The organism is Acinetobacter sp. UBA801, assembly GCA_002296655.1.
In the GTDB taxonomy this organism is placed as follows: Bacteria; Pseudomonadota; Gammaproteobacteria; order Pseudomonadales; family Moraxellaceae; genus Acinetobacter.
Genome location: DBIN01000026.1, coordinates 28,659 through 54,381, shown reverse-complemented (window position 1 = coordinate 54,381; position 25,723 = coordinate 28,659). Strand labels below are relative to the sequence as shown.

Annotated in this window: 27 protein-coding genes, 1 tRNA gene and 1 pseudogene; 14 read left to right on the top strand and 15 right to left on the bottom strand. The window is 42.0% G+C overall.

Annotated elements, in window-relative coordinates; translation table 11 throughout:
* Positions 1 to 55: 55 nt before the first annotated feature.
* Together gspF and gspG are read left to right on the top strand one after the other, a co-directional pair.
* On the top strand, positions 56 to 1,261 hold the full coding sequence (gspF, locus tag B2W49_RS05010; protein ID WP_291335111.1) for a type II secretion system inner membrane protein GspF: 1,206 nt from the start codon (positions 56 to 58) through the stop codon (positions 1,259 to 1,261).
* 76 nt (positions 1,262 to 1,337) lie between these two features.
* Entirely contained in the window at positions 1,338 to 1,772 is a 435-nt protein-coding gene (gene gspG / locus B2W49_RS05005; protein ID WP_291335110.1) for a type II secretion system major pseudopilin GspG, read from the top strand.
* 133 nt (positions 1,773 to 1,905) lie between these two features.
* Here gspG and lnt read toward each other — a convergent pair whose 3' ends face one another.
* Together lnt and B2W49_RS04995 are read right to left on the bottom strand one after the other, a co-directional pair.
* On the bottom strand, positions 1,906 to 3,462 hold the full coding sequence (gene lnt / locus B2W49_RS05000; RefSeq protein WP_291335108.1) for an apolipoprotein N-acyltransferase: 1,557 nt from the start codon (positions 3,460 to 3,462) through the stop codon (positions 1,906 to 1,908).
* A complete protein-coding gene (locus B2W49_RS04995) occupies positions 3,459 to 4,298 on the bottom strand; it encodes a CBS domain-containing protein (protein WP_291335106.1) in 840 nt (279 codons plus the stop codon). Before B2W49_RS04995 ends, lnt begins: the two co-directional genes overlap by 4 nt.
* Before the next feature lie 198 nt (positions 4,299 to 4,496).
* Here B2W49_RS04995 and tusA point away from each other — a divergent pair, with 198 nt between their 5' ends.
* The gene (gene tusA, locus B2W49_RS04990; protein WP_070154406.1) at positions 4,497 to 4,757 is read left to right on the top strand and encodes a sulfurtransferase TusA; all 261 of its coding nucleotides are present in this window, start codon (positions 4,497 to 4,499) and stop codon (positions 4,755 to 4,757) included.
* A 118-nt stretch (positions 4,758 to 4,875) separates the two neighbouring features.
* On the opposite strand, the pseudogene B2W49_RS04985 reads toward tusA, so the two are convergent.
* Together B2W49_RS04985 and B2W49_RS04980 are read right to left on the bottom strand one after the other, a co-directional pair.
* Positions 4,876 to 5,043 (bottom strand): annotated as a pseudogene (locus B2W49_RS04985) (transposase); the annotation flags it as partial.
* A 143-nt stretch (positions 5,044 to 5,186) separates the two neighbouring features.
* Positions 5,187 to 6,899: an electron transfer flavoprotein-ubiquinone oxidoreductase gene (locus B2W49_RS04980; protein WP_291335103.1), complete on the bottom strand. Its 1,713-nt coding sequence runs from the start codon at positions 6,897 to 6,899 to the stop codon at positions 5,187 to 5,189.
* A gap of 195 nt (positions 6,900 to 7,094) precedes the next feature.
* On the opposite strand from B2W49_RS04980, the gene B2W49_RS04975 reads away from it, so the two are divergent.
* The 5 genes from B2W49_RS04975 to B2W49_RS04955 all read left to right on the top strand — a co-directional run bounded on the left by B2W49_RS04975 (position 7,095) and on the right by B2W49_RS04955 (position 11,481).
* Positions 7,095 to 7,706, top strand: coding sequence for a DUF1285 domain-containing protein (locus tag B2W49_RS04975; RefSeq protein WP_291335101.1), 612 nt, complete (start codon positions 7,095 to 7,097; stop codon positions 7,704 to 7,706).
* A 46-nt stretch (positions 7,707 to 7,752) separates the two neighbouring features.
* Positions 7,753 to 8,628 carry a glutamate racemase gene (gene murI / locus B2W49_RS04970; protein WP_291335099.1) on the top strand — a complete coding sequence of 292 codons (876 nt, stop codon included), beginning with the start codon at positions 7,753 to 7,755 and terminating at the stop codon, positions 8,626 to 8,628.
* An 84-nt stretch (positions 8,629 to 8,712) separates the two neighbouring features.
* Entirely contained in the window at positions 8,713 to 9,741 is a 1,029-nt protein-coding gene (locus tag B2W49_RS04965) for a DUF4062 domain-containing protein (RefSeq protein ID WP_291335097.1), read from the top strand.
* A 63-nt stretch (positions 9,742 to 9,804) separates the two neighbouring features.
* Positions 9,805 to 10,818 (top strand): ferrochelatase, encoded by a 1,014-nt coding sequence (hemH, locus tag B2W49_RS04960; RefSeq protein ID WP_291335095.1) that lies wholly within the window; start codon positions 9,805 to 9,807, stop codon positions 10,816 to 10,818.
* Between the two features lie 18 nt (positions 10,819 to 10,836).
* Positions 10,837 to 11,481: an MBL fold metallo-hydrolase gene (locus B2W49_RS04955; RefSeq protein ID WP_291335093.1), complete on the top strand. Its 645-nt coding sequence runs from the start codon at positions 10,837 to 10,839 to the stop codon at positions 11,479 to 11,481.
* Between the two features lie 80 nt (positions 11,482 to 11,561).
* Here B2W49_RS04955 and B2W49_RS04950 read toward each other — a convergent pair whose 3' ends face one another.
* Positions 11,562 to 11,720: a hypothetical protein gene (locus B2W49_RS04950; protein WP_291335091.1), complete on the bottom strand. Its 159-nt coding sequence runs from the start codon at positions 11,718 to 11,720 to the stop codon at positions 11,562 to 11,564.
* Positions 11,721 to 11,960: 240 nt separating this feature from the next.
* The gene (locus tag B2W49_RS04945) at positions 11,961 to 12,134 is read right to left on the bottom strand and encodes a DNA gyrase inhibitor YacG (protein ID WP_291335089.1); all 174 of its coding nucleotides are present in this window, start codon (positions 12,132 to 12,134) and stop codon (positions 11,961 to 11,963) included.
* 85 nt (positions 12,135 to 12,219) lie between these two features.
* On the opposite strand from B2W49_RS04945, the gene B2W49_RS04940 reads away from it, so the two are divergent.
* Together B2W49_RS04940 and B2W49_RS04935 are read left to right on the top strand one after the other, a co-directional pair.
* Positions 12,220 to 12,909, top strand: a complete 690-nt coding sequence (locus tag B2W49_RS04940; protein ID WP_291335165.1) for an rRNA adenine N-6-methyltransferase family protein — start codon at positions 12,220 to 12,222, stop codon at positions 12,907 to 12,909.
* Between the two features lie 6 nt (positions 12,910 to 12,915).
* Positions 12,916 to 14,118, top strand: coding sequence for a TIGR03862 family flavoprotein (locus B2W49_RS04935; RefSeq protein WP_291335087.1), 1,203 nt, complete (start codon positions 12,916 to 12,918; stop codon positions 14,116 to 14,118).
* Between the two features lie 7 nt (positions 14,119 to 14,125).
* On the opposite strand, the gene B2W49_RS04930 is transcribed toward B2W49_RS04935, so the two are convergent.
* Together B2W49_RS04930 and B2W49_RS04925 are read right to left on the bottom strand one after the other, a co-directional pair.
* A complete protein-coding gene (locus tag B2W49_RS04930; protein WP_291335085.1) occupies positions 14,126 to 14,680 on the bottom strand; it encodes a hypothetical protein in 555 nt (184 codons plus the stop codon).
* A gap of 19 nt (positions 14,681 to 14,699) precedes the next feature.
* Positions 14,700 to 15,473: a class I SAM-dependent methyltransferase gene (locus B2W49_RS04925; RefSeq protein ID WP_291335083.1), complete on the bottom strand. Its 774-nt coding sequence runs from the start codon at positions 15,471 to 15,473 to the stop codon at positions 14,700 to 14,702.
* Between the two features lie 124 nt (positions 15,474 to 15,597).
* On the opposite strand from B2W49_RS04925, the gene B2W49_RS04920 reads away from it, so the two are divergent.
* Together B2W49_RS04920 and B2W49_RS04915 are read left to right on the top strand one after the other, a co-directional pair.
* On the top strand, positions 15,598 to 16,866 hold the full coding sequence (locus B2W49_RS04920) for a hypothetical protein (protein WP_291335081.1): 1,269 nt from the start codon (positions 15,598 to 15,600) through the stop codon (positions 16,864 to 16,866).
* A 118-nt stretch (positions 16,867 to 16,984) separates the two neighbouring features.
* Complete coding sequence (locus tag B2W49_RS04915; RefSeq protein ID WP_291335079.1) at positions 16,985 to 17,185, top strand: hypothetical protein; 201 nt, start codon at positions 16,985 to 16,987, stop codon at positions 17,183 to 17,185.
* A 66-nt stretch (positions 17,186 to 17,251) separates the two neighbouring features.
* Here the strand turns inward: B2W49_RS04915 and B2W49_RS04910 are convergent, their stop codons facing one another.
* From B2W49_RS04910 to glyQ, 5 genes are all read right to left on the bottom strand, one after another.
* Complete coding sequence (locus tag B2W49_RS04910) at positions 17,252 to 17,767, bottom strand: hypothetical protein (protein ID WP_291335077.1); 516 nt, start codon at positions 17,765 to 17,767, stop codon at positions 17,252 to 17,254.
* Between the two features lie 342 nt (positions 17,768 to 18,109).
* Entirely contained in the window at positions 18,110 to 18,499 is a 390-nt protein-coding gene (locus B2W49_RS04905) for a hypothetical protein (protein WP_291335075.1), read from the bottom strand.
* A 73-nt stretch (positions 18,500 to 18,572) separates the two neighbouring features.
* Entirely contained in the window at positions 18,573 to 19,514 is a 942-nt protein-coding gene (locus tag B2W49_RS04900; RefSeq protein ID WP_291335073.1) for a COG2958 family protein, read from the bottom strand.
* Between the two features lie 70 nt (positions 19,515 to 19,584).
* A complete protein-coding gene (gene glyS / locus B2W49_RS04895; protein ID WP_291335071.1) occupies positions 19,585 to 21,654 on the bottom strand; it encodes a glycine--tRNA ligase subunit beta in 2,070 nt (689 codons plus the stop codon).
* Entirely contained in the window at positions 21,654 to 22,637 is a 984-nt protein-coding gene (gene glyQ, locus B2W49_RS04890) for a glycine--tRNA ligase subunit alpha (RefSeq protein WP_291335069.1), read from the bottom strand. Before glyQ ends, glyS begins: the two co-directional genes overlap by 1 nt.
* Positions 22,638 to 22,838: 201 nt before the next feature.
* Here glyQ and B2W49_RS04885 point away from each other — a divergent pair, with 201 nt between their 5' ends.
* Complete coding sequence (locus tag B2W49_RS04885; protein WP_291335067.1) at positions 22,839 to 23,942, top strand: HPP family protein; 1,104 nt, start codon at positions 22,839 to 22,841, stop codon at positions 23,940 to 23,942.
* Positions 23,943 to 24,142: 200 nt separating this feature from the next.
* On the opposite strand, the gene B2W49_RS04880 is transcribed toward B2W49_RS04885, so the two are convergent.
* Positions 24,143 to 24,409 (bottom strand): PspC domain-containing protein, encoded by a 267-nt coding sequence (locus tag B2W49_RS04880; RefSeq protein WP_291335065.1) that lies wholly within the window; start codon positions 24,407 to 24,409, stop codon positions 24,143 to 24,145.
* Positions 24,410 to 24,721: 312 nt separating this feature from the next.
* Here B2W49_RS04880 and B2W49_RS04875 point away from each other — a divergent pair, with 312 nt between their 5' ends.
* Positions 24,722 to 25,291: a hypothetical protein gene (locus B2W49_RS04875; protein ID WP_291335063.1), complete on the top strand. Its 570-nt coding sequence runs from the start codon at positions 24,722 to 24,724 to the stop codon at positions 25,289 to 25,291.
* A gap of 259 nt (positions 25,292 to 25,550) precedes the next feature.
* Here B2W49_RS04875 and B2W49_RS04870 read toward each other — a convergent pair.
* A tRNA-Lys gene (locus tag B2W49_RS04870) sits at positions 25,551 to 25,626 on the bottom strand.
* Positions 25,627 to 25,723 lie beyond the last annotated feature (97 nt).

Genomic DNA, 25,723 nt, shown 5'->3' with positions numbered 1-25,723 from the left:
TTAGTGGTCGGACGCAACCGCGTTGCAAGAAATTTTGGAAAATTAGAGCATTACAATGCCAGCATATCAATTTACTGCCATTGACGCTTCAGGGAAGCAGCAAAAAGGTGTTTTAGAGGGTGATTCTGCACGACAAATCCGTCAGCAATTACGAGACAAAGAATGGATTCCTGTTAGTGTCGATGCCGTTGAACAAAAAGATAAACACAGTGGCAAACAATGGTTTCAGAAAAAAATCACAGCCTATGATTTGGCTTTGCTGACCCGTCAGTTATCGGTTTTAGTGGCTGCTGCGATTCCCTTAGAAGAAGCCGTTCGTGCTGTGGGTAAACAAAGTGAAAAAGCCCATGTACAAAATTTGCTGATGTCGGTACGTTCTAAAGTTCTGGAAGGTTATTCATTGGCCAATGCTTTACAACAATCGGGGCGTTTTCCAGACTTATATATTGCCACCATTGCCGCAGGTGAGCGTTCGGGGCATTTAGATTTAATTCTGGAACAATTGGCAGATTACACCGAAAACCGCTTTGCCATGCAGAAAAAAATTCAAGGGGCGATGATTTACCCCATCATTTTAATGCTGATGTCTTTTGCGATTGTGATGGGTTTAATGACTTATGTCGTACCCGATATTGTTAAAACTTTTGATCAAAGCAAAGATGCCTTGCCGTGGATCACCGTGGCATTAATGAAAGCCAGTGATTTTATTCGTGTTGCATGGCCGTTTTTACTGGTGGCTTCTGTGGTAGGGGTATTGTTGTTGGCGCGTTTTTTACGCACAACTGCAGGGCATTATGCCTTTGACCGTTTAACCTTAAAGTTGCCGTTATTTGCAAAATTATCACGTGGGATTAATGCCGCGCGTTTTGCCAGTACCTTGTCTATTTTGACTCAGTCGGGTGTGCCTTTGGTGGATGCGCTAAAAATTGGTGCTGCGGTCAGTAATAACTGGGTCATTCGTGATGCGGTCAATTTGGCGGCAGAAAAAGTCACCGAAGGTGGTAACTTGGCGACGCAATTAGAGCGGAGTGGTTATTTTCCACCGATGATGGTACAAATGATCAAAAGTGGCGAAGCCTCGGGTGAGTTAGACCGCATGTTGTCACGTGCCTCGGTGATGCAGGATCGTGAAGTGACCACGCTGATTTCAACCTTGTTGGCACTATTAGAACCGTTGATGTTGGTACTCATGGCGAGTATTGTACTGGTGATTGTGATTGCGGTCATGCTGCCAATTGTGAATATGAACAATATGATTTAAATCGTTTTGAAGCATTGTTCTTTAAACTGAACCTAAAATAAATGTCGAATTGATATAAATACATGAGAGAGATTGAATGAAACTGAAGCAACCGAGTAAACAGTCTGGTTTTACCTTGATTGAAGTCATGGTGGTGATTGTAATTTTAGGTGTGTTGGCGGCTTTAATCGTACCGAATGTAATGGGACGTGGTGAAAAAGCCAAAGTCGATACCACGGTAATTACCTTAAAGGGTGTGGCTGGTGCACTCGATCAATACAAACTTGATAATCAAAAATATCCCTCTATGCAAGATGGTGGTTTAGATGCCTTGGTGAATCAGCCTGCTTCGGCTAAAAACTGGTTGCCAGGCGGTTATGTGAAAGGAGGCTATCCGAAAGACAGTTGGGATAATGACATTCAATATGTCATTCCAGGCTCAGAAGGTCGTCCGTTTGACTTGTATTCTTTTGGTGCAGATGGTCAGCAAGGTGGTGAAGGCACCGATGCCGATATTTATTATCAGCCTTAATGGAAATGAAAGATGGGCTAAGTCTGCATATCGTGATTTGTGATTAACTTAGTCAATTTCCATAAAAAAACCGAGCAGTTAATGCTCGGTTTTTTTATGGATGGTCGTTTCTAACCACGATTGAACAGCACAATTAGCGACGTGATTTAAACGATACGTCAACCTGACGTGGTCGATATATCCACCCTAGAACTAACAACAGCAATGAAAAAATCAGCACAGGCCAATCGCTGAGTTGAGTGTACAGTGTTTGACCTTGCATGGCAGGCAGATCACCACGCAGCACAAACTCCTGATCCATTGGCGCTTGTTTGACAATATGTCCATGATGGTCAATAAATGCGGTCACACCTGTATTGGTGGCACGAATAAACCAACGTCCATTTTCTTTGGCACGCATTTGCACCATTTGCAAATGTTGCAACGGCCCTGCAGTACCCGTAAACCAAGCATCATTGGACACCGTTACCAAAAAGTCACTTTGGCTAGCATTGCGACGGGTCAGGTTTGGATAAGCCACCTCATAACAAATGGCTGCCCCTAAATGATGCTGCTTAATTGCAAGTGGTTTTTGCTCAGATGCGCCACGTGAGAAGCCACTCATGGAGGGGTCATTTTGCATCGCAGGCAATACCCAGCTGAGTAAACCTGAAAGCGGAATATATTCGCCAAAAGGCACCAGACGCTGCTTTTTATATAAGCCTTCTGCCGCATCTCCCGTTGCCATAATGCTGTTGTAATACATTGGATGTTGCTGCACTTGTGATTCAGGCAAGTCCCAATACGGAATACCTGTCACCCACGAACTGCCCGTTTTTTCAGCCTGTGTTTTCATGGCATCCAAAAACGGTTGAATATCGGTCTGGAGCATTGGAATGGATGATTCAGGCCAGACAATAATATCGCGTCCCCATTCAGTTCGGGTTAAGCGGGTATAAATTTCCAAGGTCTTGATTTGGTATTCGGTGAGCCATTTTAAGTCTTGAGGGATGTTACCTTGAATCAGAGAAACCGAGAGTGGCTTTTCAGATTTTGCAGTTACAAAACTGAGCTGTGCTGCCCCCCATGCACCCAAGAGTAAAATTGCCGATGGAATGAGCCAGAAGATACGTTTTTTGAGGACTTCAACCAGTGCACAGGCCAGTAGAATGACCACAAAAGACACTCCAAAAATACCAAACAGTGGTGCATAGCTATCCAAAAAGCGTTCAGTGAAGGCATAACCTGCAAACAGCCACGGAAAACCTGTAAAGACCCAAGTTTTTGCCCATTCAAAAAACACCCATAGCGGTGCAAAAGTCAGTGGTGTTTCAGGGAAAAACCGACGATACAACCAAGTTTGTATGGCAGTAAATAACCCCATTAACAGCGCCATAATGACAATCATTAGTACGCTCAAAAGGGCATTGGTGTCGCCATAGACGTGAATAGAGGTATAGAGCCAAAAAGCCCCGACAAACCACAGACCAATCCCATAAGACCAACCAATCAAAAAGGCCTGTTTCGGGGTGCGTTTGCTTAAGGTCGCATACAGCAAAGCCGGAGAAAGTAAGGCAATCCACCAATAATGATAGGGAGCAAGTGCCAAACTAAACACTGCACCAGCCAATAGAGCAATGATTAATGGATAAATTAAGGGTAGTTGTTGATGTTCTGCAGGATTAGACAGCTTGGAAAAAAAAGTCCTCATTGACGTACGGCTCGAATCAGATGAATAGTGCGGGCATCTGCTTCAAGAATGGTGAATTCCCAGTTGCCAATCACAATCACTTGCCCTTGCAAATCACTTACCAAACCAATTTCTTGAAGCAATAAACCGCCGACAGTTTCTACTTCATCGTCAGAAAAATCTGCATCTAAAACATTATTAAAATGTTCGATTGGTGTAAGTGCTTGTACTAACCAAGTATTTGCAGTTGTTGGATCGTTATCGGGGATGATGTATTCTGCTTCTTCGTCAATATTGTCGTGTTCATCTTCAATTTCACCGACAATTTCTTCCAAAATATCTTCTAAAGTAACCAAGCCCGAAGTGGTGCCATACTCATCAATCACTACTGCAATATGTGTTTGGGTGTTTTTGAGCATACGCAATACTTGGTCTGAACGAGCACTTTCAGGCACAAATAACGGCTGACGCATTAAGGCACGAATATCAACTTTGGGGCTTTGTTCGGTCAGTAAAGGCAATAAGTCTTTGGCTAATAAAATCCCCACCACGTTGTCGGGTTGATCAGATGAGAACACAGGAAAACGTGAATGTGCCGACTCGACCAGTACATGCAAAATATCGAGTAGCTCATCATCTTCCTGTAAGCTAATCATCGTGGTACGTGGGGTCATGACTTCACGGATTTTGGTGGCAGGTAAATCTAGAACACCTTCGAGCATTGCCACCGTATCGGGTTCTAAAAAACGACGTGAATCTTGTACTAATTTTAGCAATTCATCGCGGGTTTCTGGTGCTGTGCCTAACCATTTTCTTAGGCCACGCATACCCCACGATGGGCCTGATTCCTCGTGCATGATCTTTCCTAAAGACTCTTTATATCAAAAAAACTTAGCTTAATCATACCTTAGAAAATACAGTTGTCTATTGCTAATCTTGGTAGAAAATGACGGCAATTACGTCACGCAGGTGTGCTGCTTTGCGTATTGGGAACAGATAAAACAAGGCTGCGCTTTATGCTAAACTAGCGCGATGTTTTAATACCGAGTCTGTGCATGTCTGAACTTCCTGTCACACCTAGCATTCAACTGAATACTCGCGGTTTGCGTTGCCCTGAACCTGTGATGATGTTGCATCAAGCCATTCGCAAATCTAAGTCTGGCGATGTGGTTGAAGTATTTGCAACTGACAATTCGACGTCTTGGGATATTCCAAAATTTTGTATGCATTTGGGGCATGAATTGTTATTGCAAGAAGAACGCTTGGATGAGCAGGGTAATAAAGAATTTCATTATTTGGTGAAAAAAGGCGAATAGGCAAAAATCAGCCTCAGCATTTTTAGCACACCATGGCTTTGTTGCACAAAGATTGGAAAGGCAAAGTCCCCCGAATTGAACCCAATTTAAGGCGTAACTTGGGTAAGTGGTCGACCTAACAAAGCGTGGTGTAATCTGGCGCTGTGCAATTTAATGTGCAGAGTTTAATCAGACTTTGTGCAAAGCCTGTGACCATAGGTAAAGACAGGCGGAATAAGGATTTAATCATTAAGCAGCATTCGAGAGCTGCATCGGAGCGGGTTTGATTTCGTCCTTGTTTGCCTTTTTACGTGATCAACCGACCCTATTTATATAACAATACATAGATTCTATTGGGAAAAAAAACAGTGCCGAGGCACTGCTTTTTTGTTTTTAATTACAATTCGCAATTACATATTTGGATATGAGTTTACGCAAGATCTATCCAAATTACATATTCGGGTAGTTCGGACCACCACCCCCCTCAGGTGTTACCCAAGTGATGTTTTGTGATGGGTCTTTGATGTCACAGGTCTTACAGTGAACACAGTTGGCTGCGTTAATTTGGAAGCGTTTTGAACCATCATCATTTTCCATGATTTCATAAACACCCGCAGGGCAGTAGCGCTGTGCAGGCTCATCCCATTTCGGCAAGTTTACGTTCACTGGAATAGAGGCATCAGTTAGCTTTAAGTGCGCTGGCTGATTTTCTTCATGTACGGTATTCGATACGAACACTGAAGATAAACGGTCAAAAGTCAGCTTGCCATCTGGTTTTGGATAGTTCGGTTTAAAGCTGGTTGCATCTACAGTTTTGAGTGCGCTGAAATCAGGCACTAAATCATGCAAGGTAAACGGTACTTTAAACACATTCTGGTCGATAAAGTTGAATGCACCACCCATCCATTGACCAAACTTATGCATTGCAGGACCAAAGTTACGCGCGCTATAAAGTTCTTCTTTCAGCCAGCTGTTGTTGAATTTTTCAGTGTATGCCGTTAGCTCTTTCACAAAGAAATCTTCGCCTTCAGTTACACGAGCAATCGCCAAGTCACCGCCTTTTGCGACACCTGCAGCAATCGCTTCAAATACCGCTTCACCGCAAAGCATGCCAGACTTCATGGCAGTATGTGAGCCTTTGATTTTGGCAAAGTTTAAGAAGCCTGCATCATCACCAATTAAAGAACCACCTGGGAAAGTGAATTTTGGTAATGAGTTAAAGCCACCTTTGGTCACAGCACGCGCACCATAAGAAATACGCTTGCCGCCTTCTAGATACTGTTTAATTAGAGGGTGGGTTTTCCAACGCTGCATTTCCATAAATGGATACATATGTGGGTTGGTATAAGACAAGTCCACAATCATACCCAAAGTGACTTGGTTGTTTTCTGCGTGGTATAACCACCAACCGCCTGAAGAACCTGTTTCACTTAATGGCCAGCCTGCACCGTGCATCACCAAACCTGGTTTGTGTTTTGCAGGGTCAATTTCCCAAAGTTCTTTAATACCAATCCCGTAGTGTTGTGGATCGGCATCTTTATCCAAATTAAATTGTTGGATTAAACGCTTACCTAAATGACCACGGCAGCCCTCTGCAAAAATGGTGTATTTGGCATGTAATTCATAACCCGGTGTGAAGTTATGCGTTGGCTCGCCATCTTTACCAATGCCCATGTCACCGGTTTGGATACCTTTAACCGTACCATCGGCATGGTACAGAATTTCAGATGCCGCAAAGCCAGGGAAAATAGAAACTTCTAATTCTTCGGCTTTTTGACCTAACCAACGCACCACGTTGCCTAGCGAGATCACGTAGTTACCATCGTTATGCATGGTTTTAGGTACCATCCAATGCGGTGCTTGCTGGGCTTTTTCAGGTGACATCAAGAAGAAAGTTTTATCTTCAGTCACAGGCACATTTAAAGGCGCACCTTCTTCTTTCCAGTTAGGGAATAACTCATTGATCGCACGCGGTTCGAGCACAGCACCAGAAAGGATATGCGCACCAACTTCAGAGCCTTTTTCGACCACACAAACGGACAGATCATTTAAATTGTTTTCAATTGCAAGTTGACGAATTTTGATCGCAGCAGAAAGACCCGCAGGGCCTGCGCCTACGATGACTACGTCAAACTCCATCGATTCACGTTCGATGTGTTCCATGTAGGACTCCTCATATAATTGAAGGTGGCAACCGCATCAAGCAACGGTGCTGCCATGAGTATTTTTAGTTGCCAGACACAAATTTAATCGTGTCTTTTACAGTATGGGTAAGTATTGTGAGCTAGTATAGTTTTAAACCGAGTCTTAGCCAATTGGCTGAATCGTATTATTTTTCCGTCAGTAAGGTACTGCAGCATGAAGCATGACGACAATTCAATCAAACCGACAGAAAATGTAGCTACGGCTGATAATAAAAATTTAATGCACATTGCACAATATATAAAAACTGGACAGTCAGGTCACAAAAGATCAATCCCTCCTCTGGAGCAATGGCATCCAAAGCATTGTGGGGCAATGGATTTGCTGGTCAAAGCCAATGGAGAATGGTGGCACGAAGGTCAATTGATCAAACGACAGGCATTGGTTGATCTGTTTTCTAGTGTGTTATGGAAAGAGCAGGGCAAGTTTTATCTAAAAACTCCCGTGGAACAAATTGAAATTCAGGTAGAAGATGAGCCTTTATTCATCAATCAGGTTGATATGGTCGAAATCGGACAGCAAAATTATATTCAACTCACCAGCACGCATCAGGATATTGTGATTGTCGATGCAAAACATCCTATTTTTATGCGTGAATATGCGGGTGAGCTGCGACCTTATGTGCATGTGCGTTTTGGTATTAATGCCCTGATTCAGCGTGCGGCTTTTTTACACTTGGTGGAATTGGGCGAGCTGAGTGATAATGCGCAGGGCGAAACGATTTTATCGTTGAAAAGTGGTGATTTGCACTTGCATTTAAGCAGCTGAGGTTTAAGCTTTATTCATTCTATTTTGTATTGCTGAATCTCTTGCTATGACAGCCATTCATCCTGTTTCTCCTTTAAATCAAGCTATGCCAAAAGCACAAGCCAGTGCGCCAATTGGTATTTTTGATTCGGGCATAGGAGGCTTGTCGGTTGCTATTGAAATTGCAGAATATTTGCCTAATGAAAGCATTGTGTATTATGCCGATACAGCGCACGTGCCGTACGGCCCACGCGATGATCAAAATATTCGGGAACTCACTGCAGCCGCAATCGAATGGTTATATCGACAAGGGTGTAAAGTTGCAGTCGTGGCGTGTAATACAGCTTCCGCTTTCAGTCTAGATTATCTGCGCGATCATTACGGCGAAGATTTTCCCATTATTGGTTTAGTGCCTGCTTTAAAGCCTGCTGTATTAAATAGCCAAACCAAAACAGTGGCTGTACTTGCGACACCTGCCACTTTTCGTGGACAACTCATTAAAGATGTGATGCAGCGTTTTGCGATTCCTGCTCAAGTTCGAGTCTTGAAAGTCACCAATCTAGATTTAGTGCCTTTTGTTGAGCAAGGTGCGCAAATGAGTGAGGCGTGTTTAAGTTCCTTACAGCATAGTTTGCAACCTGTGGTCGATCAGGGTGCGGACTATTTGGTACTCGGCTGTACCCATTATCCTTTCCTAAAACCTGCGATTGAGTCCATTTTTGGTCAGAAACTGACATTAATTGACTCAGGAATTGCCGTTGCGCGTCAAACTTCCCGCATTTTAATTAAAAGTGAGTTATTATTTGACCAAAGTGTGGCAGATACATTACAAATCGCGTGTTATGTCAGCGGGAACAATGCAGAACAATTAAAACCCGTGTTGCAGCATCTTATTCCAGGCAATATTTCTTGGAGTGTCGCAAATGTGAGTACTGTGGACTGAATTTAAGATTATTTTTTTACAATTGGGGAAAGGCATTACAAGTAGACGGTGACTGACTTGTAATGGCAATAGGAGAGGAAACCAATGCTGGATAAGCGCTATCAGGTCTTTATCTCGACTTCTGGGGCAGATATGCAGCCAGAAAGAGTGGTCTTGGCACAAACATTGGTAGGAATGGGTTTTTTTTCGTGGGGGTTAGAAAAACGCACCCCACTTAGCACTGCGTTTGCACGCCGTCAAATCGATGATTGTGATTATGTGGTGATTCTATTGGGCAGCCAGTACGGTGAGCAATCGGTGTCGGGCGTGGGTTATATGCATTTAGAGTATATTTATGCATTCACCAAGCAAAAGCCGATCATTGTATTTATGCACGAAGACCCAGATTCACGAGATCCAGCTTTACATGATGAAAAACCTGAATTACGCAAAAAATTCAAAGAGTTTCGTACATTATTACAACAAGAAGTCGATCAGGTATTTTGCTACCGCACTCTACGTGATTTAGAGCTTGCTGTCCGCTTTAATATGTCGCAAATGTTGGAGCGTTATCCGACGCCTGGTTGGGTACGTCCGCAAAATACGCAAGCCTTGCATGATGAAATTGAGCGTTTAAAAAGTAAGTTAAGTCAGCTAGAAACTGATGTGGGACAGCGTCAAGCAGACCCATTTCTAAGCCTGTCTAAAGTGTCGATGAATGAATCATATCGTTTTGAATATCGCATGCATGCGTATCAGGATGGTAACTTTAGAGAGCTGAAAGTTGAGCGAAGCTTAACCTGGGCGCAGTTGTTAGCAATTTTAGGTAATACTTTTATTCATCCGACTCCTGAAGAATATTTTTCTAAACGTATGAATGAATATTTGAATGAAACAGGTTTGGATGATGCGCGTCGGATCATGCCGCGTGCGCATGCGGTTGCACGTGCTCAAATCAATATTCGAGCTTTGCATGAGATTAAAATGCAAATGTGTCAAAATGACTGGATTGTGCAAGCGGGGCGTGATGATCGTCAGCGGATGTTGTGGCAAACTACAGCAAAAGCGCAAAAACTTTTAGAGAGCAATTTGCTAGATACCGATCGGGTGAATTCATTTAAAACACCGTATTGACTCTCAATACAGAGTAAAAAACTGTTAAAGTAGTCGGGTTCAATCATCAGACACGAGGGCTGGATGTTGTCTACAGAAAAACCCAAAATAACCGTTCTTTTAGCCAATTTAGGTACGCCTGATGAACCGACTGCAGCGGGAGTTCGCCGTTTTTTAAAGCAGTTTTTATCTGATCAACGGGTGATTGAAATTCCCAAACCGATTTGGCAAATCATTTTAAATTTATTCATTTTGCCATTTCGTCCTAAGCGTGTTGCGCATGCTTATGCCATGGTCTGGCAACAAGATTCACCGATGCGTGAAATTTTGTTACAACAGGTTGATGCCTTAAAACAGCAGTTATTGCCGCTATATCCTGAGTTTGAATTGAATATTGTGCCAGTAATGACCTATGGCAATCCGGGTATTCAACAGGCTTTGGCAGCTTTGAGTCAAAATCCTCAAGATCATGTGATTTTGTTCCCTTTATTTCCACAATATTCAGCAACTTCGACTGCGCCTTTATATGATGCCGTTGCCAAATGGGTGCCACAGCAGCGTAATTTGCCGGGCTTATCCATCATTCGTGATTATTATCAACATCCTTTATACATTCAGGCTTTAGCGCAGAGTGTGCGTGAGTTTCAAGCCGAGCATGGTATGGCAGAAAAACTGTTGATGTCGTTTCATGGCATTCCACAGCCTTATGCCGATAAGGGTGATCCGTATGCAGAGCGTTGTCGGATTACAGCAAAATTGCTTGCCGATGCCTTAAATTTAAATGATGAACAATGGGCGATTAGCTTCCAGTCACGTTTTGGTAAACAGGAATGGGTCAAACCCTATACCGATGTGTTACTTGAAGAATGGGGACAGCAGGGCGTGAAGTCGGTGCAAATTATGAGCCCTGCTTTTTCTGCAGATTGTCTAGAAACCCTAGAAGAATTGGCGATTCAAAATGCAGAATTATTTTTGCAAGCAGGTGGCAAAGAATATGCCTACATTCCTGCATTGAATACCCGTGCCGATCATTTGGATTTGCTCAAGCATTTACTTCAAGCTAATCTTGATGCTGTAAAGCTTAACCTAAGCCATTAATTTTTGAGGTTCGCCATCATGTTGCAAGTCAAAATTATTCCAGTCACTGCTTTTCAGCAAAACTGCTCGATTGTGTGGGATGCAGAAAGCAAAGAAGCGATTTTGATTGATGCAGGCGGCGAGCCTGAAAAATTGAAAGCTGAAATTGAAGCGTTGGGTTTAACGGTGAAAGCTTTGTGGCTAACTCATGGGCATCTAGACCATGCGGGTGCTGTGGGCACATTGCAACATCACTGGAATGTTCCTGTGATTGGTCCACAAAAAGAAGATGCATTTTGGTTAGATCAACTGCAAGAAGTGTCTGCGCGTTATGGTTTTCCTATCCCTGAACAAGTCACGGTTACACAGTGGTTAGAAGGTGGTGAAGTGCTGCAATTGGGGCAAGAAAGCTTTGAAGTGCGTTATGCGCCTGGGCATACCCCAGGGCATGTGATGTTTTATAATGCAAAATATGGCATCTTGTGGACAGGTGATGTGCTATTTAAAGGCTCAATTGGGCGCACCGATTTTCCACGTGGCAATCATCAACAATTGCTAGATTCAATTCAGCGCGAATGTTTTAGTTTACCAGATGACACTCAGTTTATTTCTGGGCATGGTCCCATCAGTACTATTGGATTTGAAAAACAGCACAACCCGTTTGTGGCGGGGCAAGCAGGTTAGGTCTTGTGCTGTGATTTAATAGTAAAAGATCAGCTAAAAGTCAGTGTGTACTGACTTTTTTTATTTGCACAATCGTTTTTCTAAGACTGTCTGCTTTCAAGAGCAAATAGCATGGCAAAGAAAGTGAGTAAAATGCCAACACTGAGCATTAAAAGATCATGTGTGTAAAGACCTAAACCCGAGCTGCTGGTGGCGAGTAAAATACTCAGCATTAAAATTCCTTTAAGGAATGCTTCCATGGTGTTGTGTTCCTAAAATTTTGTTTTTGCTTAATTTTTTATTCAATGGCGTGTGTTCTACACGCGTCACGATTATAGTGTGTAACTCGTCTTTTTTAAGCCATGATTAAGCAATAAAATTTTGAACAATTGATTAACAAAAATGTGAAATTTTTCATGAAAGTAGTTGTATTTCCCAACGGAATTTTGAGCTGAAATTTAGGTGTACTTTTACTCTTTAAGCAGAGTAATTGTTTGATTCTATTCCTCAGAATTTTCTGCTTGTGGAGCATCTTGGGTGGGTAAACGATATTCATCACTTGCCCATGCGCCTAAATCAATCAGTTTGCAACGCTCGGAACAAAATGGACGAAAAGGATTGTCTTCCCATTGTGTAGCTTCGCCACAACGTGGGCAAGGGAAAGTACGAGGCATGCTGAACTCCTATGAAAAATGCAGGATTGGATTAGGCAAATAGCACCTGACTTGGTAGACTTGTGCCGAATTTTATAAGTTTGATCTGATTATGCCAATTCGTCAATTTCAAGCCCAGCGTATGCATGCCCCTCGTGATTTTCAAGCCATTGCCAATGAATCGGTTTGTGTTGAAATTGGTGCGGGAAAAGGCAAGCATGCTTTATTATTTAGTGGACAATATCCCGATAAAAAATTAATTGCGATTGAGCGTACCCGTGAAAAATTTGTGGCGATGCAAAAACAGCATCAACTTGAAGGTCAGCGTAACTTGCAAATAGTACATGCCGATGCAATTCCATGGATTGTACATGCTTTATTTCCTGCTCAAGTTGAGCAATTCTTTATTTTATATCCGAACCCAGAACCGCATAATGCCACCCAGCGTTGGTTGAATATGCCATTTTTTGAGTTTTTATTGTCACGCTTAAAAGCAGGCGGCAGTATTACCTTAGTAAGTAATATTCCTGAATATATTGCAGAAGCCCAGCAACAGCTGATCGAAGTGTGGAAATTGCCATTTATTCAGCAGGATGTTCCAGTAGATTCAGCACGCACTCACTTTGAAATCAAATATTTAGCACGTGGCGAGCGTTGTCAGGAATTGCAGATCAGCAAGCCAGCCGCTTATACAACCCGTTTTGATGATTTTCAGCCTTTGCAAGGACAGCAGCCAACTTTAACACCTCCTGCAGTTGAGGCGAAAGTGCCTGAAGACTCACTTGAAACTGAGTAAACAGGCATGAAACAGCGCATTGCAATTATAGGAGCAGGGCCAGCAGGTTTAATGGCTGCCGAAGTGCTGAGTCAGTTTGACTATGATGTGCATGTTTATGAGCAGAAACCTTCGGCGGCGCGCAAGTTTTTGATGGCAGGTAAAACGGGTCTGAATATTTCACATGCCGAACCAATTGCACAATTTATTCAACGTTATGATCAGGCGGAATGGTTGGCGCCGTGGATTCGACAATGGGATGCCGCTTGGATTCAAAACTGGATGCAGGGTTTAGGTATTCAGTCTTATGTAGGTTCATCGGGGCGGATTTTTCCACAAGAAATGAAAGCTGCACCTTTGCTGCGCGCATGGTTAAAACGCTTAGTGGATGCAGGTGTGCAGTTTCATTATCGGCACCAGGTATGTGATTTACATAACAATCAACTCGTCATTCAAAATCTAAGTACAGGGCAAGTGGAACAACAGCAGTTTGTCGCCATTGTGATGGCATGTGGGGCAGTGTCGTGGTCGAAATTAGGCAGCGATGGTGCATGGCAGCATTGGTTATCTGCCAATGAAATTCGGCCTTTTCAAGCCAGTAATACAGGGGTGGAGTGTGATTGGTCTAACTATATGCAGCCAGTTTTTGGGCAACCATTAAAACGTGTGCAAGCATGGGTGAAAGGTACTGAACCAAGCATGGGCGATATTGTGATTAGCCATTATGGTTTGGAAAGTGGCTTAATTTATAAGCAAGGGCGAGCGTTGCGACAGTTGCAGCTTGCACATCAACCGATGCAGCTACACCTAGATTTATTGCCCGATTTAAGCATTGAGCAACTTTGTCAAAAGTTGCAACCTTCAAAAAAACAGTCTTTAAGCAATATTTGGCGTAAGGCGGGTTTGGATGCCGTGAAGTCTGCAGTCGTGCGTGAGTTGGTGGATAAAGCTCTTTGGCAGCAGCCTATGCAATTGGCGCAGCAGATTAAAAACTTAATGGTGCCTTTGAAGGGGTTTCGCCCTATTGAAGAAGCTATTAGCTGTGCGGGTGGGGTCAAGCGCGAGGTTTTGTCTGCACAATTACAATTAAATTCTAATCCTCACGTTTTTCTTTGTGGTGAGATGCTGGATTGGGATGCACCAACGGGCGGCTATTTGCTGACAGCCTGTTTTGCGACAGGTCGTGCTGCCGCGGAAGGGGTGCATCAATATTTACAGCAGCGTCCCTAAAAATACGTTATTGATCCAGTTGTGGATATTGCCCGCGCCAATGTTCCAGTTGTTGCTGCGCCTGTAACAAGTCTGCTAAACCTTGTTGACGTTGTGCTTTACTGACAGGATAAGGTGCAGAAGTAGTGTTTTGAGCTGCCAGATATTGTGCTTGCTGTTCCCAATAATGACTCATTAAGCCTTGAATATAACGCCCTTGTGGTGTCTTTAAATCTAGTTCCTTGAGCATGCTTAAGGCAGATTGAATGTTGTCCTGTAGGCGATTTTTAGCAAATGCAGCATCGAGTTGTTTGTTTTCATGCAAGCGTGCTAACTCATCTTCCAAATCATTGCTCATTTGCTCATGGCGTTGTTCATAATCCATTAGCAATTGAATGTCATGTGGGTCATCCGCAGTCATCTCAAAGGGCTGAAGCGCGGCTTGCTCGACCTGAGTTTGCATGATTTGATCTTCAGGACTGAGTTTGTCTGCATTTTCTATCTTGCTGCGCTCACAGGCGCTGAGGGTGAAAGCCAAACAAATTGTTAAGGGAGCAATCATGTGTTTAAAGGTTATTTGCATTTATTCGCTCCAGTCATATTCAACTTTTTTGATAGACATACAAATGCGTGCAATAGGGAAATTCAATTTCATCTTGCGCATACTTATTTGTATATTCTAATACTAATTGCTCAAATTGTGTTTTGAGTTGTTGTTGCTGTTCGGTTGGCATCGCAGCAATGAAACTGGTCGAAAGCAAACGCTTGGATACTACTTGTTCGACTGTACCGACATGCGTGTGATGAAATTGCTGCTCGTGGGTGAGTTGGAATAAATCTGTATCGGCAAATACCTGACGCCAGTCTTGGTTGTGAAAACGCGGGGTATCGCCCTCAAAAGGCAAAATCATCTGTGCCAGTGCATTAACCCAATTAACCGAAATATCACGTTGATTCCAAATTAACAGCAAATAACCTTGAGGTTTTAAGATTCGGTGTATTTCCTTTAAACTTTGTAGATTGGCAAACCAATGAAAAGATTGCGCACAGCTCACCAAATCTGCACACTGGTCGGGGAGCGGTAATTGCTCACTTCGTGCCTGAATTGTCGCAACTCGCGGGTAAAGTTGCTTTAATTCGGCTAACATGCTGGCAATCGGATCTACCGCTATAAGCTGGGTTGTCAGTTTGAGCAAATGTGGCAGGAACTTTCCTGTACCAGAACCTAGGTCTACCATATTGCTATTCAGTGGAACTTGGAGCTGATCTTGTAGGAAAATATCAATTTCTTGCGGGTAACTGGGGCGAACTTGTTGATATAGGTTTGCCCCTAAAGCAAAGCCTTGTTGTGCGGCAGGGTGTAGAGATTGTGTCATATTTTGCGATTTTTAATCTGCTGTGCATCTATAAAATAACATATTCACTTTTGAACTTGTGTACAGTGTATTCAAGGTTAAATAAAGTAACAGTTTACTTCAGCGCCTTGGCGCCGGTGTGGGAATGGACAAACACATAATTTTTGAAGACGGACATATCCGCGCTATTTTCATGAAAGGCTCATCTCAGGAGCTGATTTTTTCTTTTGGCGATTTAATTACACGAGCCAAAGGAACGTCTATTAATGCTGAAAAATCACTGGAAAAGTTTCATTTTAATGTGATTGGGGTCATGCCTAAGGAAAAATCATGGTTTCCTGAAGCATCTATGCGTGCCATGTTGGCAGCCATTCAAGACCTGATTGCCCCGTTTAAAATTCGCGTGGGCTATGGCGGCTCAATGGGCGGCTATGCGGCAATTAAATATTCCAATTTGCTGGATTTAAACCGCATTGTGGCTCTAGTACCGCAGTATTCAATTGACCCTGAAGATATTCACGACCCACGTTATAACATGTTTTATCAGGCAGACTTAAATGCCAATATGCGCATTCAAGCGCAAGATGTATCGGCACAGCGTGAATATATTGTGGTTTATGACCAATATTATCCTGAAGATCGTGGGCATTATTTAAAAATTCAGCCTTTAATTCCGCATTTACATACTTTGCATTTACCATTTACAGGTCATGATGCGATTGCGATTTTAGCCAACTCTGAATTGCTGAATGACTTTTTAACGCATCCTTTTGATGCGCCGTTCTTTTACCAAAAAATTCGCAAGGTGAAAAAGAATAGCAAGTTTTACTATCGTAAAGTGATTGAAAATGTCTTGCCGAACCATCGTTGGTCTTTAGGTCGTATTTTAAAATACAATAATTTACAGCTAGACAGTAACTTCTTTGATGCCAAGTTGAAACAAAACCTGATCCGCTCCTTGCTGAGTAATAAACAGGTCGATCAGCACGATTTAAACAAACTTGGCTTACAAATTCAGCTGCCGTATGAAAATCGTAATGTCTTGCTCGACCATTTTGGTCATGGTTTGGTGTTTAACATCATCAGCCAAAAAATTGAGAGCTATGCTGCAAATGCGATTGCCTTAAATCATAAATTCCTGATTCCGATTTACGCAAAGGGTAGTGGATTGGTGCAAATTTATCTGAATGATGAGCGCTATTTGATTAGTATGAATGATCGTCATGTTATGAAACTATGCAAGGAACAAGATGCACTTACTGCAGGCATGCACCCCTTGATATTGAAAAAATATAGCGACTATTTTGTGTTGAGCTATAAAGATTTGAACTTGAGCAGCGATGAGTTCGGTGGCAATGATTTTGTAGAAAATTTGCCAGATACTGCCAAATTTACCTTAGAACTGGAACAGTAAGCTGCAAAATTTGATCCATGATTTAGATGGTCTAAATTTTAGACACTTGTATTGTTTTGCCATTGGGCTAAGATGATCTTAAAACATGCTTTTGCTGATCATTCCAAGGGTAGTATGTATGACCAAGTTGTTGATGCCTGCTGTACTTGTTTTGCTGTCTAGTTTAATTTTATCTGCGACTTTATTTGCAGATGCGCCTGAGCCGAAGGCTTATCTATTTTTCGCTTTGGGTTTGTTGGTATTGTTAGGATTAGGCACATATGTATTCCGACAAATTCAAAAATCGATACGCTATCATATGAATAAGCCTGCAGATTAAATGCAGGCTTTTTTATTTGCGCTGAGTTGTTTTTGTGCTTTTCTAGTAACCAATAAATCAAAAAAATTATAGCTTGATCACTTTAATTTCTTCTTCAGACTCTGTACTTGGCGCAGCCTGCGTCTGTGCTTCCTGAGTAGGTGCGGCAGTGGTCGCTGCAGGGGCTACATGCTGCGAAGGGGCGCTTAATGGTGCTTGATAGATAGGCACGGCATGATCACTTTGACCTGTAATCACTTCTTTGGTTTCCTGAATTTTAGTATTTACATTGTCAGCTAATCGCTGCCCTGTATGCTTGGCTTGCGCCGCACCCTGACTGCTCAATTGCTTGGCGTTGTCTAAAGCTTGATGTGCGGATGGACGAATTTTTTCAATGCCTTTTTTGGTTACTTCACCAACTTTTTGTGCAGTTTGAATCAAACCTTCCTGAGTTTTGTATGCCCAAACATGCAAAAGGTTTGGATTGTCTGCATAAGGCTGAATGGGTTTATTGCTTTGAGTTTGCGCATCACTATTTTGTGCCCACACCGAAGCACTACTGATTAATAGTCCAATACAAATGCTGCCATTGATCTTTTTCATTGTGCTGTGCCTCTTAGGATGCCGAATTCTGGTCGTTGAAAGGTTTTTGAATTGAATGTACTGCATTGTATAAAGCTTAGATGATCTGCAGTGTTTTTTTTCGCAAGTATGATCTATTTTTAGGTGTAATTTACAGTGTTTAAAACGATGGTAGCATTTTAGGCTTAAAGAAGAAGACCCACATAAAATTGTGGGTCTTGTTACTCTGGAGAGTTTTTAAAGCAGGGCAACAATGGCTACACTGCTTGTATCATCTTAGTTTGAAATATCAAGAGATGCTGCATATATATTGAAAGTCCAACAATCTTGCTACATCAAGATACATTCTAGGATGTTTTTAGTTTAGTTGCATTGTGCAAGCGCATCTTTATGGAAGTGACTGCGCAAGGTAATGAAGTTTTTTTGCACGGTTGCATCGTGTAAGTCAAAATTCTCTGCAGTGCTGGTTCCATTTTGTGCAAAGGTTGCAGAACCTGCTGAGATTAAGCTATTGCCTTTAAATGCCCATTGTTCAATAGAGCGACCTGCTTGCAGTGTGCCTGTAAATTCGATCACGCATTTATCAATAAATTTTGTGAGTTTGGCACTGTTGTTGACAGTATCTGGGTAAACTTCAATGTTTTTCACTTCTTGTAAAACACCTGCTGTGAGCTGTGGAATGACAGGTGCAGAAGTACACGCACTAAGAGAAAGGCAAGTTAAACCCGATAAAATGAGTGTTTTAAGTTTCATAAGCTCGTTTTCTTGTTGAGTGTTGTTAGGTTGAGTATAGGGAATCAGTTGGAAAATGACTATAGCTCAGTGATTAACGATTCCAATCTTGTATGCGAATACGGCCAGTTTGGTAATAAATTGAGACCAATTCGATAAAATTTTTAAAGTCTGAATTTTCATTTAAAATTCGATTTATTGATTGCCAATCCACTTCGAGTCTTCGGCGAGCAGGAAGTAAGATTTCACTTTCAGTGGGATTTTCTGGATTGAGTAAAATTACACCTATACCATGTAAAGCTGAAAGCATACGCAGTTCTTCTTCAATTTCATTGGTAGAAATTGAGGTCGCAACTAAATATCCTTCATTTGCCCAACTTGAATTACTAACAGCTTGGAAAAAGCTACTTCTAATATTTGAGTTATTTAGTTCTTTTTTTACCTCGAATGACCAAAGGCGAACATTCTGACCTGAACCATGTTTAACGCAGGTCTTCACTAGTTCATGCCACTTTTTATCAATTGGCTGTATAGCAACAATATCAGGGTGTAACCATTGATTACCATTTTGTCCTCGATTATTTGAAGACTTTTTTTCATCAATTCTCAGGCTATAGAGGTTTAGCTCTTTAGACAAATATTCGATGAGAACAGGATATAAATCATGTTCTGAGAGTACTTTATACGTTGGAGTAGATACTACTTCTTGCTCATCATCGAGAGGAATATTTTCTGAATTATCTATATCAGGTAAGGGGATGTTATTTTGTTCAAACCAATACAAGCGCGGTCTAGGCTTGTCTTGCATTTGAATTTTTGGCTCGATTTTCAGGATTGCTTTTTTATGTGCACCTATTTCAGCAATAACTTGATTTAAAAAATCTTCTTCATTCGAAAATCGTGAGTTGCTTCTTTTTTCTAGGTAGTCATTTGGATAAAGCTTTGTTATCCCTAGAGCAATTTCTCTAGCAGTGAATTTTTGAGTTGGATGTGCTTTTAAAAATTCCGCGACTTTTTGTGGTTGTGATAATTTCATTTCATCAATATGTAAAAAACCCCACTATCAAAATAGCGGGGTTTCTTTTAACTTACAAGCAATTAAGACTTTAGTGCTGCAACACACTTACATCTGCAACACGTGTAAACAAATCACGTAACTGTGCCAGTAAACGTAAACGGTTGGCTTTCAACTCTGCATCATCAGCCATCACCATGACACTGTCAAAGAAAGCATCAATAGGCGCACGTAATGCAGCCAATTGAGAAAGTGCAGTGGTGTAGTCTTTTGCTGCCAATAATGGTTCAACCACAGGTGTGATTTTTGCAAGTTCAGCGAATAATGCTTTTTCTGCATCTTCCACCAAGTTTGCTTCAACCACAGCACCTTCAGGCGCGGTTTCTTTGGCTAAAATGTTGGCAACACGTTTGTTCGCAGCAGCCAATGCAGCCGCTTCAGGCAATGCACGGAAGTGATTTACCGCATTTACACGCTTATCAAAATCTAGTGGAGATTTTGGTGATAACGCTTGAACGGCTTGAATCACATCTACCGCAACGCCTTGATCTTCGTATTTGGCACGGTAACGACCTTCAAGGAATGCAACAGCATCTGCCAAAGTCTTGTCGTGATCTTTCAATACATTGCCATAAGCAGCCAATGCCAGCTTGATCAGCTCTTCAATTGATACATCAAGCTCGTTTTCAGTCACTAGACGTAAAATACCAATTGCGGAACGACGCAGCGCAAACGGGTCTTTAGAACCTGTCGGCGCCTGACCAATACCGAAAATACCCGTGAGTGTGTCTAAACGGTCTGCAAGAGCAATGGTTGTTCCTGTTTTAGTTTGTGGAAGCACATCACCCGCAAACTTAGGTAAATACTGCTCACCTAAAGCTTCGGCAACTTCGTCATTTTCACCTTCAAGACGCGCGTAGTAAGTTCCCGCGATTCCTTGAAGTTCTGGGAATTCGCCCACCAATTCAGAGGTTAAGTCACATTTTGCAAGTAAAGCAGCTTTTTCTGCATCTTGCGGATTTGCACCCGTAATTGGCGCCAAGGCAACAGCCAGTTTAGCAATACGTTCAGACTTGTTCCACAAAGTACCCAGTTGTGCCTGGAATACCATGTTGGCCAGTTTCTCTTTACGAGAAGCTAATGGCTGTTTCTGATCTTGCAGGAAGAAGAACTCAGCATCTGACAGACGTGGACGAACCACTTTCTCATTACCTTCAATAATTTGAGTCGGATCTTTAGACTCAATGTTTGAAACGGTAATGAAGTAAGGCTGTAATTTGTTTTCAGCATTCACCAAACAGAAATACTTCTGGTTATCCTGCATGGTAGTGATCAGGGCTTCTTGAGGAACGGCAAGGAAGCGTTCTTCAAAGCTGGCACGTAAAGCTACCGGCCATTCAACCAGTGCAGTGACTTCGTCACGTAGGTCGCTTGGTACAATCGCAATTGCATTAACCTCATCTGCCAACGCTTTTACTTGTTGGTCGATAATAGCCTGACGTTCTTCAAAAGAAGCAATGACTTTAGCAGCACGTAACGCATCTAAATAGTCATTGGCGTGTTGTAGTGTGATTGCTTCAGGGGCATGGAAGCGGTGACCATAGGTTACATTCGCTGCCTGATGATCTTGAATCGTTGCTTCAATCACTTGATCATCTTTCAGCAACACCACCCATTTCACAGGACGCACGAATTCAGTACGGCTTGCCGCAGAACGCATACGTTTTGCAATTGGAAGGTTATCTAATGCTGTCTGTAAAATTTGTGGCAGTAAAGCATCAAGGCTTTGACCTTTGACATCTTTCAAGAAGCATACTTTCTCAACTTTACCTGCTTGAAATGTAGATACTTGATCTACAGTAATGCCTTGACCGCGCATAAAGCCTTCAAGTGCTTTGGTTGGCTTACCTTCAGCATCATAAGCAGCTTGAACAGCAGGGCCGTCAAAACGTTTTTGAGTATCTGCTTGAGCACCATCTACATTGATAATTTTCAATGCCAGACGACGTGGTGCTGCATACGCTTCGATTGAGTCGAAAGCCAGACCAGCATCATTTAAACCTTTTACGGTTTCTGCTTGTAGCGCATCACGCAATTTTTTTAAGCTTTTTGGTGGAAGTTCTTCACAACCCAATTCGAACAAAACGGTATGTTTAGACATTATTTGCTCTCCTTGTTGGCTTCTTTTGCTTCCGCTTCAACCTGTGCTTTTAATTGTGCCAAGACTTCATCCCGTAAATGCGGTTCAGCCATTGGGAAGCCTAATTTTGCACGTGCAGCCACATAACTTTGTGCAATAGAACGTGCCAAAGTACGAACACGTAAAATATAACGCTGACGCTCAGTCACAGAAATTGCACCGCGTGCATCGAGCAAGTTAAAGCAGTGAGATGCTTTAATCACTTGCTCATAAGCTGGTAATGGTAATTCTGCAGCAATTAAACGAGATGCTTCAGCTTCATAGAAGTCAAATAATTCAAACATTTTGTCGACTGGTGCGTATTCGAAGTTATAGGTTGATTGCTCAACTTCGTTTTGATGGAATACATCACCATAAGTGACTGTACCAAATTGACCTTTGGTCCAAACAAGATCGTAAACTGAATCGACACCTTGTAGGTACATTGCCAAACGTTCAAGACCGTATGTGATTTCACCTGTTACAGGGTAGCACTCAACACCACCCACTTGTTGGAAGTAAGTGAATTGTGTCACTTCCATGCCATTTAGCCATACTTCCCAACCTAAGCCCCACGCGCCAAGTGTTGGAGATTCCCAGTTATCTTCTACAAAGCGAATATCGTGAACTAAAGGATCAATTCCGATCGCTTTAAGTGAGTCAAGATACAACTGTTGGATGTTGTCAGGGTTTGGCTTAAGCACTACTTGGAATTGGTAGTAGTGTTGTAGGCGGTTCGGGTTTTCTCCATAACGACCATCTTTAGGACGACGAGATGGTTGTACATACGCCGCGTTCCATGTTTCTGGACCTAAAGCACGTAGGAAAGTTGCAGTGTGGAATGTACCTGCTCCCATTTCCATATCGTAAGGTTGTAAAACGACGCAGCCTTGCTCCGCCCAGTAGTTTTGTAAGGCAAGAATTAAGCCTTGAAAGGTATCAATATGCGATATGGCGCGACTCATGGTCATCCACTTAAAATTAGAGAAAAATTGTGTTCAATTATAAGGATTTTGCGGGGTGCTGGCAAAGGTTAAAGCATAACTAGCTGCTGGTTGTTTGGGGTTTTACAAATTCACTGATAAATAAAAGATATAAAACAAATACATCTTATTCCTTGATTGTCTTATAATCTTGCTCAATTGTCACCACAGGATTGTCTGCCCGTGTTTCATTCGCAACTAGACTGGCTAAATACGCTTAAACCAAATTTCAAAGTTTTGCCTTTGAAAGAAAGGTTGTTGTGTGGGTTGGGAGCGTTGCTAGGTTTAGCACTATCTTCACTGATCAGTTGGTGGGTATTGGGCGATATTAATGCATGGTATATCGCGCCAATGGGCGCATCTTCGGTATTATTGTTTGCTGTGCCTGCCAGTCCTTTGGCGCAGCCGTGGAATATTGTAGTTGGGAACAGCATTGCAGCAATTATGGGCGTGAGCTGTGCTTTATATATTCCAAATTTAACCGAAGCCTTTAGTGTGGCGGTGGCTTTATCTATTTTCTTGATGATGACGACCGATTCGCTGCATCCACCGAGTGGGGCAGTCGCAATTACTGCAGTACTGGGCGGAGAGGCTGTACGTGAATTAGGTTATCATTTTGTTTTTTATCCTGTTTTACTCAATTCTGTGCTACTGATGCTCATTGCAATTGCATTTAACCGCATGATTGGCAAACCGTACCCACAAAAATCACAATTGAATACACGTTCTCAAGACCCGACACCGACCCAAAAAGCCACCATTCAGCCGAAAGATATTCAGGATGTGTTAGATGAACAAACTCAGCTTTTGGATATTAGTGAATACGATCTGCAAAAAATCATTTTAGAAGCGCAGCACAAAGCCAGTGAACGACAAACTCAAACACTGACTTGTGCCGATATTATGAGTAAAGATGTGGTCAGTTTGCATCAAGATGATGATATTCACAGTGCTTTAGAAAAATTCAAACACATGAATTTAATGAGTTTGCCTGTGGTGGATGATGCACATCATTTGGTCGGAACTTTGGCATTGTATGAAGTGGTGGAATGGTTTAAACACGTGACCGATTTACCTTATCGCTGGCAGCATCAAGTTAAACATATTATGTTACGACAGGTCGTTACGGTACAACCGCAACAAAGTATTCAGGATTTAGTGCCTTATTTTGTTGAGCGTTCTTTTAATTATATTCCTGTGGTCGAGCAACAGCGTTTAGTGGGGATCATTAGCCGTGCCGATATGATTGCAGTATTGAATCAGCAACTTGTTGTAAAGACGAATTGATGGACTCACATTTTCGATGTGTATTCAAAACACGTCAATTCTGAAAACACCGAAATGCTGTGACATTCTAAAATACACAGCAGGCTGAAAGGCAAAAAAAAGCTACGATGCTTGGGGGAGCAATCGTAGCGAAAAAGAAATTCAAATGTATTTCAATCTGATGATATAAATGTGGTCAGTCAGTAAAATTTCAAGACCGTTTATCGGTCTTGATGAGGATTGATTGTGCGCACAGGTCTTGTGTAGCCCTGAGTATAGTTTGCTTTACTCGACTGGTTTTGTTTAGGAATCACCAACCACAACACCAAATACACCAAAATGCCAGGAAAGGCAGCGCTCATCACTGAAACAATCACAAAAATTAAGCGCAGTAAATTTGCGTTCCAACCAAAACGTTCAGCAATACCACCCATGACCCCAGCAATCATATTTGAGCGGTTTGAGCGATATAAACCAACATTGGTCATTCAATTCTCCTTAAGAGATCTAAAATTCAAAATGAATACAGGCTGATGTTAGGCTTGTCGCACATCATTTGTATATAAAATAAAGATGGTGTTGTTGTTAAATTTTTAAAGTATCTAGCCGCAAGCAATTGGTAAAGTTATGTAACTTAAGGTGTTGATTAAAGCAGCATCCCCCTAAAATATTCACTAGAAGTCGGTGGTGGTTTTAGATGATATTTCAACATTAAGGAATGAGTTGAACATAGATTCAACGTTACCTGTAGCTGATTTGAGTACGACTAAAAGCTTCAATTTTTAAGGGAAAGTGTGTCATTGGCTAAACCATATATTTGTGTAGTCTCTGTGCTGAGCGGTATGCTATTACTTGGATGTGATGGATCACAACTTGAGCAAGCTGCAGGGCAAAAATATACAGAACAGGCAGAAACTAAAAGACTAACGGAAGTGGCAGGGCAGGCCACTGCACCCATGCAAACGGTTGCAACAGAACATCATATTCCCGAGAATCATCTGTCTTATGTGGGACGCTATACCACTCAGATCAGCTGTGAAGATAAGTTTGTTATGTGTGAACGCGGAACAGTCGATTATATTCTGACCTTATTGCCTGATGGGACAGCGCATCGTATTTTTGTCAATGCGGGGCAAATCAGTTACGACAATGAAAAAAAATACCGCAAAGATTTATGGTTCTATGATGAAGAAGCGCATCAAATTGTGGTGGCACGCGCTTCTGGGGTGATCTTTTACTATAATATTGATCAAGACCATAATTTAATTATGGATAAAAACAAAATTTCGATTGCGACAGAAAACAACCGTGAATACTTTAAAACCAATCCCTTACCTTCGCAAAATTATCATTTAATCAGAGCAAGTTAATTATTGATTCAACTCAATTCTTAGCCCATTAGTGAGAAACTTTTGGGCTTTTTTTGCATCAAGTTTTTATTCGGGATGTGTGTAAAGCATGATTTATTAATGATGGCAGATCTTCCACAACTGAATTGAGCAAAGTATGGTGGATAAGAGTGTTAGTCAAATAGCGCGAAATGCGGGAATTTTATAATAAAATGAGAAACAGCATGATCCACAGAACAGTACTGTGATGACTGATAATTTAAAGATTTCTTTGAAGGAATGGTGGGTCGTCCGCGATTCGAACGCGGGACCAACGGATTAAAAGTCCGCTGCTCTACCGACTGAGCTAACGACCCAAATGAGTAAAAATGATGATGACCATTTTTATGACGCAAGAGTGTAGTGTACTTTTACGTGATCCTTTCGGAAAATGGTGGGTCGTCCGCGATTCGA

Coding starts and splice junctions, on each gene's coding strand:
- gspF (WP_291335111.1), top strand. CDS start 56: ATGCCAGCATATCAATTTACTGCCATTGACGCTTCAGGGAAGCAGCAA.
- gspG (WP_291335110.1), top strand. CDS start 1,338: ATGAAACTGAAGCAACCGAGTAAACAGTCTGGTTTTACCTTGATTGAA.
- lnt (WP_291335108.1), bottom strand. CDS start 3,462: ATGAGGACTTTTTTTTCCAAGCTGTCTAATCCTGCAGAACATCAACAA.
- B2W49_RS04995 (WP_291335106.1), bottom strand. CDS start 4,298: ATGCACGAGGAATCAGGCCCATCGTGGGGTATGCGTGGCCTAAGAAAA.
- tusA (WP_070154406.1), top strand. CDS start 4,497: ATGTCTGAACTTCCTGTCACACCTAGCATTCAACTGAATACTCGCGGT.
- B2W49_RS04980 (WP_291335103.1), bottom strand. CDS start 6,899: ATGGAACACATCGAACGTGAATCGATGGAGTTTGACGTAGTCATCGTA.
- B2W49_RS04975 (WP_291335101.1), top strand. CDS start 7,095: ATGAAGCATGACGACAATTCAATCAAACCGACAGAAAATGTAGCTACG.
- murI (WP_291335099.1), top strand. CDS start 7,753: ATGACAGCCATTCATCCTGTTTCTCCTTTAAATCAAGCTATGCCAAAA.
- B2W49_RS04965 (WP_291335097.1), top strand. CDS start 8,713: ATGCTGGATAAGCGCTATCAGGTCTTTATCTCGACTTCTGGGGCAGAT.
- hemH (WP_291335095.1), top strand. CDS start 9,805: ATGTTGTCTACAGAAAAACCCAAAATAACCGTTCTTTTAGCCAATTTA.
- B2W49_RS04955 (WP_291335093.1), top strand. CDS start 10,837: ATGTTGCAAGTCAAAATTATTCCAGTCACTGCTTTTCAGCAAAACTGC.
- B2W49_RS04950 (WP_291335091.1), bottom strand. CDS start 11,720: ATGGAAGCATTCCTTAAAGGAATTTTAATGCTGAGTATTTTACTCGCC.
- B2W49_RS04945 (WP_291335089.1), bottom strand. CDS start 12,134: ATGCCTCGTACTTTCCCTTGCCCACGTTGTGGCGAAGCTACACAATGG.
- B2W49_RS04935 (WP_291335087.1), top strand. CDS start 12,916: ATGAAACAGCGCATTGCAATTATAGGAGCAGGGCCAGCAGGTTTAATG.
- B2W49_RS04930 (WP_291335085.1), bottom strand. CDS start 14,680: ATGCAAATAACCTTTAAACACATGATTGCTCCCTTAACAATTTGTTTG.
- B2W49_RS04925 (WP_291335083.1), bottom strand. CDS start 15,473: ATGACACAATCTCTACACCCTGCCGCACAACAAGGCTTTGCTTTAGGG.
- B2W49_RS04920 (WP_291335081.1), top strand. CDS start 15,598: ATGGACAAACACATAATTTTTGAAGACGGACATATCCGCGCTATTTTC.
- B2W49_RS04915 (WP_291335079.1), top strand. CDS start 16,985: ATGACCAAGTTGTTGATGCCTGCTGTACTTGTTTTGCTGTCTAGTTTA.
- B2W49_RS04910 (WP_291335077.1), bottom strand. CDS start 17,767: ATGAAAAAGATCAATGGCAGCATTTGTATTGGACTATTAATCAGTAGT.
- B2W49_RS04905 (WP_291335075.1), bottom strand. CDS start 18,499: ATGAAACTTAAAACACTCATTTTATCGGGTTTAACTTGCCTTTCTCTT.
- B2W49_RS04900 (WP_291335073.1), bottom strand. CDS start 19,514: ATGAAATTATCACAACCACAAAAAGTCGCGGAATTTTTAAAAGCACAT.
- glyS (WP_291335071.1), bottom strand. CDS start 21,654: ATGTCTAAACATACCGTTTTGTTCGAATTGGGTTGTGAAGAACTTCCA.
- glyQ (WP_291335069.1), bottom strand. CDS start 22,637: ATGAGTCGCGCCATATCGCATATTGATACCTTTCAAGGCTTAATTCTT.
- B2W49_RS04880 (WP_291335065.1), bottom strand. CDS start 24,409: ATGACCAATGTTGGTTTATATCGCTCAAACCGCTCAAATATGATTGCT.